Source organism: Vibrio sp. 10N.286.48.F5, assembly GCF_041469785.1.
GTDB classification, from domain to species: domain Bacteria; phylum Pseudomonadota; class Gammaproteobacteria; order Enterobacterales; family Vibrionaceae; genus Vibrio; species Vibrio crassostreae_C.
This window is the reverse complement of record NZ_JBFRLG010000004.1, coordinates 86,900-99,212: the sequence shown is the minus strand read 5'-3', so window position 1 is coordinate 99,212 and position 12,313 is coordinate 86,900. Positions and strand designations below refer to the sequence as shown.

At 43.4% G+C, this 12,313-nt stretch carries 13 protein-coding genes and 1 pseudogene; 3 read left to right on the top strand and 11 right to left on the bottom strand.

The window, feature by feature from the left end:
* Nucleotides 1–12: 12 nt before the first annotated feature.
* The gene (locus tag AB4185_RS03215) at nucleotides 13–741 is read right to left on the bottom strand and encodes a glycosyltransferase family 2 protein (protein WP_372058832.1); all 729 of its coding nucleotides are present in this window, start codon (nucleotides 739–741) and stop codon (nucleotides 13–15) included.
* 367 nt (nucleotides 742–1,108) lie between these two features.
* Between AB4185_RS03215 and rplY the strand changes: the two genes are divergently transcribed.
* Complete coding sequence (gene rplY / locus AB4185_RS03210; protein WP_017060373.1) at nucleotides 1,109–1,387, top strand: 50S ribosomal protein L25; 279 nt, start codon at nucleotides 1,109–1,111, stop codon at nucleotides 1,385–1,387.
* A 168-nt stretch (nucleotides 1,388–1,555) separates the two neighbouring features.
* Here the strand turns inward: rplY and AB4185_RS03205 are convergent, their stop codons facing one another.
* The 8 genes from AB4185_RS03205 to AB4185_RS03170 form a co-directional block, all read right to left on the bottom strand.
* Nucleotides 1,556–1,948: an NUDIX hydrolase gene (locus tag AB4185_RS03205; protein WP_017060354.1), complete on the bottom strand. Its 393-nt coding sequence runs from the start codon at nucleotides 1,946–1,948 to the stop codon at nucleotides 1,556–1,558.
* Between the two features lie 61 nt (nucleotides 1,949–2,009).
* The gene (locus tag AB4185_RS03200; protein ID WP_372134842.1) at nucleotides 2,010–2,771 is read right to left on the bottom strand and encodes a nucleotidyltransferase domain-containing protein; all 762 of its coding nucleotides are present in this window, start codon (nucleotides 2,769–2,771) and stop codon (nucleotides 2,010–2,012) included.
* Nucleotides 2,772–2,785: 14 nt separating this feature from the next.
* On the bottom strand, nucleotides 2,786–3,322 hold the full coding sequence (locus tag AB4185_RS03195; RefSeq protein ID WP_372134840.1) for a GNAT family N-acetyltransferase: 537 nt from the start codon (nucleotides 3,320–3,322) through the stop codon (nucleotides 2,786–2,788).
* A 50-nt stretch (nucleotides 3,323–3,372) separates the two neighbouring features.
* The gene (locus tag AB4185_RS03190; protein WP_017067223.1) at nucleotides 3,373–3,768 is read right to left on the bottom strand and encodes a DUF3465 domain-containing protein; all 396 of its coding nucleotides are present in this window, start codon (nucleotides 3,766–3,768) and stop codon (nucleotides 3,373–3,375) included.
* 58 nt (nucleotides 3,769–3,826) lie between these two features.
* Nucleotides 3,827–4,078 carry a TIGR03643 family protein gene (locus AB4185_RS03185; protein ID WP_017067224.1) on the bottom strand — a complete coding sequence of 84 codons (252 nt, stop codon included), beginning with the start codon at nucleotides 4,076–4,078 and terminating at the stop codon, nucleotides 3,827–3,829.
* A gap of 123 nt (nucleotides 4,079–4,201) precedes the next feature.
* Nucleotides 4,202–4,723, bottom strand: coding sequence for a GNAT family N-acetyltransferase (locus AB4185_RS03180; RefSeq protein WP_017079040.1), 522 nt, complete (start codon nucleotides 4,721–4,723; stop codon nucleotides 4,202–4,204).
* Nucleotides 4,724–4,869: 146 nt separating this feature from the next.
* Nucleotides 4,870–5,682, bottom strand: coding sequence for a hypothetical protein (locus AB4185_RS03175; protein ID WP_372134838.1), 813 nt, complete (start codon nucleotides 5,680–5,682; stop codon nucleotides 4,870–4,872).
* A 218-nt stretch (nucleotides 5,683–5,900) separates the two neighbouring features.
* Nucleotides 5,901–6,326 (bottom strand): hypothetical protein, encoded by a 426-nt coding sequence (locus tag AB4185_RS03170; protein WP_017065381.1) that lies wholly within the window; start codon nucleotides 6,324–6,326, stop codon nucleotides 5,901–5,903.
* Between the two features lie 528 nt (nucleotides 6,327–6,854).
* Between AB4185_RS03170 and AB4185_RS03165 the strand changes: the two genes are divergently transcribed.
* On the top strand, nucleotides 6,855–7,046 hold the full coding sequence (locus AB4185_RS03165) for a hypothetical protein (protein ID WP_004734640.1): 192 nt from the start codon (nucleotides 6,855–6,857) through the stop codon (nucleotides 7,044–7,046).
* A 205-nt stretch (nucleotides 7,047–7,251) separates the two neighbouring features.
* Nucleotides 7,252–7,671, top strand: a pseudogene (locus tag AB4185_RS03160) (BLUF domain-containing protein).
* A 106-nt stretch (nucleotides 7,672–7,777) separates the two neighbouring features.
* Here AB4185_RS03160 and AB4185_RS03155 read toward each other — a convergent pair.
* Complete coding sequence (locus AB4185_RS03155; RefSeq protein ID WP_372134836.1) at nucleotides 7,778–8,728, bottom strand: OmpA family protein; 951 nt, start codon at nucleotides 8,726–8,728, stop codon at nucleotides 7,778–7,780.
* A 62-nt stretch (nucleotides 8,729–8,790) separates the two neighbouring features.
* The gene (locus tag AB4185_RS03150) at nucleotides 8,791–12,306 is read right to left on the bottom strand and encodes a hypothetical protein (RefSeq protein WP_372134834.1); all 3,516 of its coding nucleotides are present in this window, start codon (nucleotides 12,304–12,306) and stop codon (nucleotides 8,791–8,793) included.
* Nucleotides 12,307–12,313 lie beyond the last annotated feature (7 nt).

The following is a 12,313-nucleotide window of genomic DNA, read 5'->3' as shown; positions in this document are numbered from 1 at the left end:
CAACCTCAACGCTTACTGTTCTTTGTAGTGACCAAACTTGTAGTTCATCTCGTTATTACGCATTTCTCCTTTAAAGAAGCGTCTTACATTGGCTTTAAGATAAGTAGAGCCTGTCTTCACAACGCCATCTTGGTCTAAGCGACGTGGGTCAAAACCAAAAGTCATATTTAGGAATCTAAATCGCCATGTTTTGCTCGCACGTTTTACGTAGTCACAATCTTCACACAGGACGATCTCTTCATCGAAACCACCGATCTCTTCATGTGCTCTTTTGGTTGAGAAAATACACGCGCCAATCGCGGTTGGGAAAAAGAACTGCGTCGCAAATAAGCCCGCATTAAACAGCCCATAACCGAGTTTATGAACCAGTTGCAGCCCTTTTGAACTCATGTATACGCCAGCAACTTCAAGCTTCTTCTCTTCTAGTTCATAAAGCGCTTTCGCAAGGAAGTTTCGAGGCAAGCTCACGTCAGCATCTAAGAAAAGGATTCGGTTGTATTGCGCCAATGAAGCACCCGTGTTTCGGCCAAGGCTCACACCACGGTTTTCCATGTGATGCACCGTTAATTTTGGCAACGCGTTTTCATAAGCTTGCGCCACTTCTCTGGTGTTATCTTCACTGTTCGAGTCGACAACAATCACTTCAAACTCTTGGTGGGTTTGCACGCTCAACTCTTCCATTAAGCGGCTAATGCGTTTCTCTTCGTTTAGCGTAATTACGACAATGCTTACCGGTTTCATATTTTCACCTATTCATTCTGCTGTTTAATTAACACTAAGATTAACGAACTAAGACTTAACCAAGTCTTAGGCAAACATTCATTTTCCGTTCATTAACTTGATGATTTAGCAGTGATATAAATAGATAAGGATTGCGATGTAAAAGGGAGTAAAATGCGCTAAACAAGCGTTAGCGAACGTTTTATCTCCAAACGAACCCATTATCGAAGGAAATTCACTTTGAGATGGGCTTCTGACTTGCTCATATTGGAATGTGATGTTAGTATCCGCGCTCGCTTAAGCATGAACTTTTATGTTTAAGCATTACCACACACTCAAGGTCGCATTGAGGTGTGAAGTTAATTTTTACTAATTTGAGAGTAAAACTATGAAATTTGAAGCAGTAGTACGTACTGAACTAGGTAAAGGTGCGAGCCGCCGCCTACGTCACGCTGGTAAATTCCCAGCTGTAATCTACGGTGGCGAAGCTGAAGCTGTAGCTATCGAACTTGTTCACGCTGACGTGATCAACCAAATGGACAAGCCTGAATTCTACGAAGCAATCACTCTACTGATTGACGGCGCAGAAGTTAAGGTTAAGCCACAAGACGTTCAACGTCACGCGTTCAAGCCAAAAGTTGAGCACATGGACTTCATCCGCATCTAATTCCCTACCAAGGAATAAGATTGGATTAATCCAGCCTTCTGCATAGAAAAGATAATCGATCTTACCAGTCGAGAAATCTAGAAATTCGAAACCCCGATGCTACCAACATCGGGGTTTCACCGTTTTTGAGCCCTCAAAAAACGTCCAAAACATCTTATCGAATCCAAACTAAAGATACCTACCCACGCGCTCTACTTCTTTCAAAGCAATACCATCGGCTGCTATACCAACAGGAGCTGAACCTAGTGAATACCACTTAACATCATCAGTCTCTTGAGCGGTGATATCTCCTTTCCAGTCACTCACGATAAAATAATGAATCAACTGAAGTTCCTTCGTAGGATGGTAAAGCGAACACAAGTATTGGTAATCAATCGGAACAACATTAAGCTCTTCATCAAGTTCACGAAACAGCGCCTGAACCTGGTTTTCACCGTGTTCAATATGGCCGCCAGGTATAGTGATTAAACCGGGATCGGTCTCCCTAGACTCACTACGCTTTTCTAGTAATACCTGCGATTCCTTCAGCATGATAAAAGAAACACACTCGTGGACATCCATCTAATTTTCCTAAAGCCGTTACAAAGGTAGTTAAGTTTGTTGTTCTAGCTTGTGTTAATGCTTAATTTACAACAAGCTTTTTACTCAGCCTTTCATACAATTCAAAAGCTTCTGTTTTAGATATCAAATTTCCGAGAGCGTATTGATGAGCTAGCTCAATATCGTCGCTTTGATTGGAGTAATAGCGCTTGGCGACTGCAGCACACTGGCTCAGGTTGGTGTACCAGCTGCCGTCTTGCTCAGCCACAAAGTAATACGCCGCTAGCACTAACTTTTTGCCAATTACCTTAACGACATCCGCATCAGTCATTGTTTTGAAACTCGAGGGCATTTGCTTAAGAAAAGTCGATAAATCGCCATTAAGAGCTTGGGCTATTTCATTACTGGGCTTATATCGTGGAAACTTTATAGATAAATCATTCCCCCAAACACAACTGCAACAATGCTTGAGCCAAAACTGCCAATGGAATTCTTCGTTGGGCTGCAGACCCTCTGAGACAGACCCTGGATCAATATCAAGCTTAGTCACTTGAGGATAGGTTTGGGGTATGGTGTCGGAAAGTAGGTTAAATACTTCCTTTTCTCTCTGACCAACAGGCGTAGCAAGTACGATAGAAACATCCAAATCAGAGCGACCAACAATGGCCGTTCCTCTAGGCACGCTTCCATACAAGTAGATACCATCAACTTGACCTGGAAGTTCTCTTAGCAGCGAATCAACGACTGCTGACACCACTTCTTGAAATTCAGGCGCAATGTTCTTTGGCGAATAAAGATTTTGAATGAACCCTTCTCTATCGAGCCCTCTATCTAGCTTCTGCATACCACTTTCCATCACTAAGCCTTTTTCCAATCAGAACGTAGAACCGCCAACACAACTGTATCCCACCATTGACCTTTGAAGAATCGATGATCTTTAAAACACGCTTCTTGTTTCATTCCTAGTGACTTACATAATTTAATCGCAGCCAAGTTCTTGCTGATGGTTTCAGCGTAGATACGGTGTATGCCTAACTCTGAGAAACCAAAATCAGCGAGGGCTTCAGAAGCTTCTATAGAAAGCCCTTTTCCCTGAATTTCCCTTGAGAAAGCACAGCCCATTGAAGCTTGTTTATCGCGTTCAAGACGTAAACAAACGATTCCAATAAACTTCCCCGAATCTTTGCTTTCAACCGCTAGCTGATAGGACTGGCGTGGTACTTCCAAAGCCTGTGCAACAAACAACTGGGTTAGCTCTCGATATTTGTTAGGTTCACAATCACTTTCATCATAGAAACGCTGATACTTAGCGTCTTGAGACATCGCAACAAAGGCACACTCGTCTTCGAGACTCATATCTCGAAGAATCAACCTGTCAGTTTCCAGCTTAAACATCAAAATTCCTTTTTATCTTATAGCCTTGAAAGGAAAAGTCTCGGAGGTGTTTACTCGTATACTTTCCCGTTATGCTTCAGCCAACCATGAGTGTGATGATTACGAGGGTCTTTGTGCGTCCAGTGCATTACGCCACCTTTCTTGTTCCATTCATATTCACCATAAAATTCAACTCGATCGCCCTTTGCCAACCCCTGAACACGAGGCGCTAAGTCAATATTATGTGCGACTAACAAGGTTTGTCCGCTATCGAGTCGCAAAATGAATTTCTGATGTCGAGAGCCTTTATTATCATCAGGAAGTACTCGATACACCGTACCCGATCCGCGCACCTGAACGTCGCTTTGGTGATTTTCGTAAGCTTGCTTAAGTCGCGTATCATTCGCTTGAACATGACTGATGCCGAAGCTAAGCAGCACCAAAAGTAGAGCGCAAAATTGTTTCATTCCTTTCATTTCCCATATCTGTGTGTTGATTTGGGATACTGGCTGGGCATCCCCTCTTTTAACGATGCTTGTACTGAGTCGGACAATAACCTCTCGAAACGTCCGAACTGCGCAGTTTTACATGCTTGGTCGAGCGCCCAGAAACACGTGAACGCCACAGCTTAAAACTGCCAAGCTTGAGATGGCTACGCATAAAACGAATCACTTGCGATTCATTTAAACCAAATTGGTGCTCTATTGCCTCAAATGGCGTTCGGTCTTCCCACGCCATTTCGATAATTCTTGATTCATTCTCTTTAGATAGCATCATGCATACTCTTCCTTTATAAACTGGAAGAAATACGCCCGTCTTAGATTTAAAGATCACAAGTGACCACTTTGAACTACACGACTTATAAAGTTCAATAAAACAACAAGCTAACTCAAATTATGGCTATTTGCTTTCCAGCCACTCAGAACGCAATAGACCATACTTAATCGAGTCATAATACTCGCCTTGGTAATAACGCACTTTTCTTAGCCTAGCTTCTTGCTGGAAGCCTAATTTGAGGGCTAGTGACATCATCCGCGGATTACCCGACCAAGTGGTTAAACCGACACGCTCTATCTGCTTGTTTTCGAATAGGTAAGATACCCAAAGAGGAAGAGCTAACGCAGCAATACCCTGACCCCAATAGTCGGAGTTATAAATGACTACTCCGGCTTCAAGCCAACGTGTCTCTTCACACTCCCAATAACAACTGACAGTACCTACAGGCACATCGTCTACAACCACCAACTGTAAGTCAGATCCATTGAGTAACCGTTGAAACGAACGGCTTTCAAACTCTTCTAGTGATGGCGGTGAGTATGGAAAATAAGGGCCGTTAAACTTCGTCCACTCATCGTTTGAGATAACCAATGCATAAATGGCGGCCAATTCGCTTGGCATTGCGGGCCTAATAGTTACTTGCATCTTCTCTCCTTGGTTTGGTGCTTAGGTATGGTTCTTGGTCTAACTTCTAGAGGGATTAATCTCGACCACAACAGCTAGTAATCTCATAATAACCATTAATAATAAAGTAACTAAATCGGATGATTACCAATCTAGCAACTAGGCAATCATGGGGTTAAATAAGCTTGTGCGAACTCTCTAAGCACTCTTGCATTATTGTGGTGTTTGCTATCTCCGCATTTTATGCCATCTACTCTGATGTCCGGGCTGGAATATGCAGGTATAACATCTCGCTCATAAGACATCACTGTCCCTCTGTCAGCACAAATTGCACCGAAGGAATATTGAGGAGCTCTTGGATACGTTCCAGAAATGTAACTTTCGATACTATCAAAATCTTTCAATAACGTTTTATAGTCATGATTAGCACCACTTAAATGGCCAATTTCATGCTCCATTAAGTAATCAGGGCAGTTTATCGCTAAAGAAAAAAAGTAGGATACCGAAGATGACATACCACAATAATCAGACTCAAAGCTAAAATTATAATTAGAAAATACTATCCCAGTAAAAATGGGGACGCCGTCTTCTGTTGTTTCTGGAATCGGTTCTTCCATCGAGAGTTTTAATAACCTCTCTGCTGCGCCCAAATCTTGAAACCAAAGGCTGTCGATTTCAGACGTATAAGTCACCTTAGTGACTTTTCTCGTCATAGGGACGCAGGAGTTTTTTAACACCAGATTCGAATAGCTTTCCCATGTCGCTATTTTAGAGGCTATAAATGCTTTGGAATATTCATCTAACACCGATTCATCAACATAAAGGTGGATTTCTGTATTCAAAACCTCGCTCTGTACACAAGTAGGAAACTCGATGCTTTGAGCATTGGAGAGTCGACTATTGCTCAACACTATAATCAAAACACAACCAACTAACTGGATGAGCCTTTTAAAAGAACTCTCACTGACTCGTGTATTCATTTCCACCCTCTCCCTATATTCAAAACCACAAAGAGCATCAAAAACGCCGTGACTTAAGATTCATATCAACCCCCATTACACATATAAGCATTGGCCTCTCAAAGTAACCTGCACTACCTGTGTTTTTCAGAAAATAAAAAGCTCGCCATACAATGACGAGCCTTGTTGATTATGGGAGCTTAACGCTTATAAGACCTTAACCTTAACAGATCTAGCCACTAAGACAGCTGATCGCGTAAAGCCAATTCAACGTTTTTCAATACTTTGAACTCTTCTCGAGTACAACCGCGCGCCACGGAAACCCAATGGTCGCCAGTTTCATCGGCCCCTTTAAACTCTGCACGCAACTCATATCGTCGCCATGTAACAAACGCCAAAATAAAGGTCAGTGCAAGCATTGGTAAACCGAACTGAGGAACAAATGCCCAAGTCGCCGCCGAGAGGACTAAAGCCAACGAAACGATATTGATTGCGTTTTCTTTAAGACCCAATTGACGAATTTCTAACTGTTTGATTTTACGTAAGCTATACACATCTTTTTTAACTCGGAGTTCATCAGAACCCACCAGAAAGTCTGATGCTTTGTATGACCTACGAAGTCGCACTAAATTCGCTAACCTGTTGCGTGTTTGGTTCTTATTCATCGCCTTTCTCCATGTTATTTAAAGGTTAGTAAAAACTAATATAATCATGAAGTTAATGAACGAATGATTGTTTTATAAATCAAACCAATATTAAAATCAAGCCTATGCAATTAATAACAATTATAACAACACCACTTAGCATATAAAATTCAAATAAAAAGAAGGCTTATTGAGGAGTCTACTCATCGTAAATCGATGTACTTTAGTTAAGTGAGATATAGGCCGATAATATTTCCAATAACCGACCAAACATACCAAACGGCGGGCATAATTCCTCCTGCTTTGTAACCACTTATTTCAACGCGATTTTTGCGACAAACTTCGTGTTCAAGGAATGCTGAACAGTGGTCACATAACGCTCCACTTGTCATAGGTCGCATAACTCCCTTGCCCACTATCCATCCGACTTTTAAATACCTGAATCACTCAATTGAACATATCAATATAGCTTATCGATTAAGCAATTGATCTCATAATGTAGAGTCTGTACGCTTACGTTATGCACACGGTTACCTAATGGAGATCACGATGAATGAACTACTGACATGCGCTATGGAACAGAAACAACGAACAACAGTGACGAGTTTATTCGCAAGAAATGGATTCAAGATCGCGGCTACTGACTTTGATGATGTGACTTTCGAACGAGAGAGTGTGTTGGTCAATGTTCGTTTTGATGCGTCTTCAAACGTTGAATCGATTTCAATTCTAAACAACTAACGAGATCACTAGCAGGCCGCTAAAATGATTGAATAACCAACATTCGAGTCATTTTAGCGTATCTTGCGACCAGTTCTTTTCTACGTCATCCCATCCTCTTCTCTTCCAAAAGCCTCCGAGTGACAATTAGATCAATAACTCGCAATTCCATCAGCTTGGCTTATATTTATTAATACCCTTTGAACAAAAATTCGAAATGATGCCTATGTTCCTAACTCGGTTAATTTATGTCAGTACGCTTTCCGAATGTTGTGATTCCAAAGCATTGGAGGAGATACTCGCTATCTCGCGAGATCATAATCGGCAAAGCCATTTAACGGGGCTCCTCAGCCATAATCAAAAGTACTTTCTTCAATGTATTGAAGGATCTAGAGAGGCCGTTAACCACACGTACAATCATATTCTTAACGACGAGAGACACAATCACGTCGCAATACTTTATTTTAAAGAGATTGATAGCAGAGAATTTGGAGATTGGTCGATGGGAGACATTCCGCAGTCCAATTTAACCGAGCTGTTGAACTTACAGTTTTCAACATCTGATCAATTTAACCCCTACTAAATGTCTGGCGAAAGTGCTTACCGAATGCTTTTAGAGTTAAAGCAAAATTTGCCATCTGAATAGATCTTCGACCCGACTTAATCCCTAGAGTTAGCAACAAAAAGCCCCAACGTGTGGGGCTTTTTGCGTTTTATTGTAGAGGCGTCTATTCGTTATTCTTCGGTGATCTCTAATCGCTCTCGCTGCTCGACGTCTCTTGTTCACTGCCAGCAAGAGCTTGCTGTTCGGCGGTAATATCAGACTCTTTGAACACAATGAACGCGCGGCGGTTTAATGCATCGGCTTTTTCAGAGCGTTCATTAATCGCAGGCTGCAACTTACCAAATGACTTCACTTCCCAGTTGAACTGCTTAGGGTCAAGTTTGGTTTTGAGGTATTCAACCACCGTTTCTGCGCGGCGCTCTGCCAACTTTTCATTGTAAGAAAGTGAACCCGCTTGGTCGGTGTGCCCTGCCACCATTATGCTACCTTGCAGGCCGCTCAACTTCGTTGTGAAGTCATCTAACTGAGTTAGGTCTTCTTGCTTGAGTACTGACTTATCGAAATCGAAGTGCGGCGTCATTGCCATATAAACTTTACGTTCTGGTTTTGGCGGCTCACAGAAAGGCATCTCTTCGTACTTCTGAGCTTCTTCAAACACGATAAATGCACGGCGGTTCTCCGCTCGGTCTTTATCTGTCTTACCAAACAGAAGAGGTTGAGTCTCACCAAGATGTTTCACTTCCCAGTCATATTGCGTTGGGTCTAGTTGCCCTTTCAAATAATCTGCGACCGATTTAGCACGGCGCTGTGAAAGGCGCTCATTATATTCGAGAGAACCCTTGAAATCAGTATGGCCGACAATCGTGATGCGCCCTTTTAAGCCTCTGATCTCTTTAACAAAGGTATCTAAGTTGATCTTGTCGAGGTCGCGTAATTGATATCTATCAAACGCAAAATGCTCTGCGATGGCGATATGCACCTCACGCTCTGGCGCCAAACACTCGCTGATTAAAAACTTAGACACATCGATACCAGCAAACTTGTCTCGGTTCTCCTGACTCACATAGGTGTCGGTTGCACAGCCGGACAGCAGCAAAGTACTCATCACTGCGCTTATTAGGAAAATAATTGTTTTCATCTTACTCTTAACTGTCACTTCGAATTCTCAACTCTTAACTTTCAACCCACTTTGGGGCAGGCTTAGATCTTACCGACTAAGTTAATGAACACACCGGATGCGTCGTAGTCGTCATCATTGGTTAAGTCACTATCAAACGCAGAGAAGTTATAACCAATCCCCATTTTGAAGTTCTCGCCAATGTGCTTGTTCACCGAAACTAGCGCACCGTGTTCTAGCTCATCGTTGAGTGTGTCTGTTTTCCAGTGGTATTCACCCGTCACATCCCACTCTTTCATCACGCGATAAGAAGCGCTAAGTCCATATAGGTCGATGTCACTTTTAACCATCTCATTCGCACCAGATGCTCGTTCAAAAGCTTGCTGTTTGTCTTTATGGGCGTACTTAGTACCGACGTCCCAATGTTGGTCAATCGAATAGATCGCTTCAACTTCAATGATCTGACTGGTTTCGTCTTGATAATCCACATCGCGATCCAGTTGATCGAAATCTGCAATATACGTGTAGCGGCTCAGTAAATTGAGTCGATCGTTGTAGATCGGACGATACGCGAGGCCGCCAGTGGCTTCAGTAAATTGCGCCATGGTTTCGCCCGTAGTCTCGCTTTCGGTAATGGAGTAGTTGTACTTGCCGAACAATGTGTACTCTTCCGTTAAGTGATGCGTATAACGGTTGGTCGTCACGATTTGTTGAAGTTCTCGCTGAGCGATGTCAGGGTCGTCTTCACTCTTATCCACTCGGTATTCAAATTTGTGGCTAAGGGTTATGTCATCTAGGTCAATTGAGGCATTGAAACTGATGGATTCACGCTCTGTGGTAATGTTCTGGTCATCTTCAATTTCACCAAGCTGATAACCAATCCCCATCTCGACATCTTCCGTCACATCGTAGCCAAAGCCGTATGAGTCGATACGGCCATGACCATCATTTTCATCAACAAACTGGTTCTCTTGGTAAAAATCGACACTGCTGGTGAGGTCTGCACGCTGACCAACAATCACGTTGTTTTGGCCTTCGTAGTTATCATCTACATAAGTTACGTAGGTTGAGTGGTCATCGGATACATCGTAAGTCACAGTCGCTTCTGCTACTTGGCCTCGGTCGCCATCGGTGTATTCGCCACCAAGAGACAAGTCTTCCAACACTTGGAATTCAGCGCCAATCGACGCGCTGTCGTTTTCATCATAGTCATCCGACTGATCGACGGTCTTTTGCCCTTTAACGTAAACGCTGTTCTCGCTGTCCCACATGTATTCCAAACGCACACCCGCTAAGGTGGCATCACTGTGCTCGTCGTTTTGGTTAAGCTCTTCAGTTTGTTGCCCTGCCGCCGAAACCTTAATGTGCTCGGTGATTTTAACTTGAGTCTCAATCTCAATCGTTTCAGTATCTGTTTCTAGATTACCATCGACATCGCGCTCTTCATTGGTCGAGAAGCGAGAGAGAACCGCCAAGCGATCGGTAGCTTGCAAACGAAGTTCAGCACCGTATGCCTCTTGCTCTAAATCATCGCTGCTGCTTGCGTAGCTGTATCCCGCGTCTTTGTCTCGATACCAAAGTTTCAGGTCATTACCAACAGCACCAAAAATGGTTGGAGCAAGATCATAAAGGCTGGTGACAGCTGTGATTTGGACACTGTCGCCCTCGCGGTCTTCCAATGTGTCGCCAATTGGCGTAAAGGTTAAGCCGCCATCAACAGAGACAAAATTCGACTCAGTTTGAGTACCTTCACTGTGTGCAAACTCAGCCTTAATGTAGGTACCTTCTGTTGCACGCAACGTTAAGTCCGTACCGTAAGACTCGTAGTCTTGGTTGTCCTTTTCTTGAGTTGCATACGTCACGCCAACACCAACGTAATCGTTGATCCAACCTTTAGCACGACCACCGTAAGACATCGCGTCTAATGAATCTGAACCTTGTGGAACATACTCATAATCGACAACCAGAAAGTTTTCGTAATCATCGCCGTTTTCAATCACGCTACCAAAGCTATCGGATAGGATGTTGTCGAGTGGCTTGGTCAAAATAATTCGACCTTGGTATGGGTCAAAATCATAGTCGACACCCGGCTCAAGTGGGATTTCATTCTGCACTAGGCCAGATTCATCTTTTACTTTTACATAAACCTTGTCGCTTCCTGGTACCGCTTCACCATGACGAAGAAAGTACAGAGAACCGCCTGTGCCCAAGAACTCATCGTGTGCATACAACGAGTCTGCTTCTGCGGTAAAACCAACCACGTTCAAACGATCTTCACCATATTGTGTAGTATCGCGAGTGCGATAATCGGCTTTGAAACCATAGAGGCTACGGTTGTAATCGTTGTTCTCGGTGCCTGTTAAACCCGTGTTGTAGTTACCCCACAAGTATTGAGACTTATCGTATTCAACATTGAGGTAAACCTTGCCTTTGGTGTTGACCACTTTTTCGATGTTTGAGCTGTCACCATAGTTACCGTAATAAAGCTCATCGTCGTCTTCGAGGATATCGAACACATCCGAATCGTCGGAGGCGAACGGATGTTTGAACATGTCTTTGATTTCACTTTCTCGCGTATCAAAGTGAGTCGTTACACGAAGTTTGTCGCCAAATTTACCCTGACCAAAGTACGCTAAACGACCTTGGTTATAGATGTCATCTTGGTACTGGTCATCGACACTTAATGCATCGCTATTACCAGACACATTGTTCTTACCAACATAAAGATCAGCCAAGCCGGTTTGTGCGTAGTAAGTATCTGGAATACGAACGTACAGCTTGTAACGACGTTCATCACCGTTATCAAACACAACCTTGGTTGGGAAAATGTAGGAGTCTGTAGGTAAGTACTGCTCTGCGTATAAGTTGCCATCTTCGACATCAAATTCATCTTCACCGATGATGACTTTATCTACGCCCTTTAAGCCGGTGCCGATAAATTTCGCTAAGCCCGCATTGGTCGGGATGTTGTGACGCATCAACTTAGCTTGGCCGTAGCTTTTATCTTTGCTCTCTTCATCGTCGTTATCGTTTCGGTCGATATCGACTTCAGAGTCCGGCTTGACTAAGTCAGTCACACCAACGGTGGTCACATCCATGTTGCCATCTTTGTCCCACGCTTTTAGGCGGAACATCAGCTGCTCACCGACCTCAAACTGATAATCAACATCAGTTTGACCATCCCAATTGATGTCAGAGTCGTTCGCCAGTTTATCGCCTTCAAGCACAGCGATTGGCTCAGACAGACCAAAGTCACCCACTCGGTACACTTCCAACTGGTACTTTTTGATGTAGTAACCGTAGTTGGTGGTAATGGTGAAACCGACGCTGTCACGCAGTGTGCCTTGTTCGACTTCTAATTCATCGCTGACACTGACATCTAATACTGGGTCAAAGCGAGTGATGTCACGGCTTGCCCAAATAGCGCCTTGCTCTAAGTAAATACGCGAGCTGTCTTGGTCTTGGTTCGGCTTGGTGATTTCAATGCCAGTCGTCTCAGAACCGAGTTTTTCAAGCTTACCTGTGTCTTTCGCTACCGCCATCACAGGAATGGCCGTTAACACACACGTCGCTAAACGAGACTTACTAAATACTTTCATACAATTT

Excerpts from the sequence above, each read along its gene's own strand:
- rplY (WP_017060373.1), top strand. The coding sequence starts at position 1,109 with ATGAAATTTGAAGCAGTAGTACGTACTGAACTAGGTAAAGGTGCGAGC.
- AB4185_RS03195 (WP_372134840.1), bottom strand. The coding sequence starts at position 3,322 with ATGTTTAAGCTGGAAACTGACAGGTTGATTCTTCGAGATATGAGTCTC.
- AB4185_RS03165 (WP_004734640.1), top strand. The coding sequence starts at position 6,855 with ATGAATGAACTACTGACATGCGCTATGGAACAGAAACAACGAACAACA.
- AB4185_RS03190 (WP_017067223.1), bottom strand. The coding sequence starts at position 3,768 with ATGAAACAATTTTGCGCTCTACTTTTGGTGCTGCTTAGCTTCGGCATC.
- AB4185_RS03215 (WP_372058832.1), bottom strand. The coding sequence starts at position 741 with ATGAAACCGGTAAGCATTGTCGTAATTACGCTAAACGAAGAGAAACGC.
- AB4185_RS03170 (WP_017065381.1), bottom strand. The coding sequence starts at position 6,326 with ATGAATAAGAACCAAACACGCAACAGGTTAGCGAATTTAGTGCGACTT.
- AB4185_RS03200 (WP_372134842.1), bottom strand. The coding sequence starts at position 2,771 with ATGCAGAAGCTAGATAGAGGGCTCGATAGAGAAGGGTTCATTCAAAAT.
- AB4185_RS03185 (WP_017067224.1), bottom strand. The coding sequence starts at position 4,078 with ATGATGCTATCTAAAGAGAATGAATCAAGAATTATCGAAATGGCGTGG.
- AB4185_RS03180 (WP_017079040.1), bottom strand. The coding sequence starts at position 4,723 with ATGCAAGTAACTATTAGGCCCGCAATGCCAAGCGAATTGGCCGCCATT.
- AB4185_RS03175 (WP_372134838.1), bottom strand. The coding sequence starts at position 5,682 with ATGAATACACGAGTCAGTGAGAGTTCTTTTAAAAGGCTCATCCAGTTA.
- AB4185_RS03205 (WP_017060354.1), bottom strand. The coding sequence starts at position 1,948 with ATGGATGTCCACGAGTGTGTTTCTTTTATCATGCTGAAGGAATCGCAG.
- AB4185_RS03155 (WP_372134836.1), bottom strand. The coding sequence starts at position 8,728 with ATGAAAACAATTATTTTCCTAATAAGCGCAGTGATGAGTACTTTGCTG.
- AB4185_RS03150 (WP_372134834.1), bottom strand. The coding sequence starts at position 12,306 with ATGAAAGTATTTAGTAAGTCTCGTTTAGCGACGTGTGTGTTAACGGCC.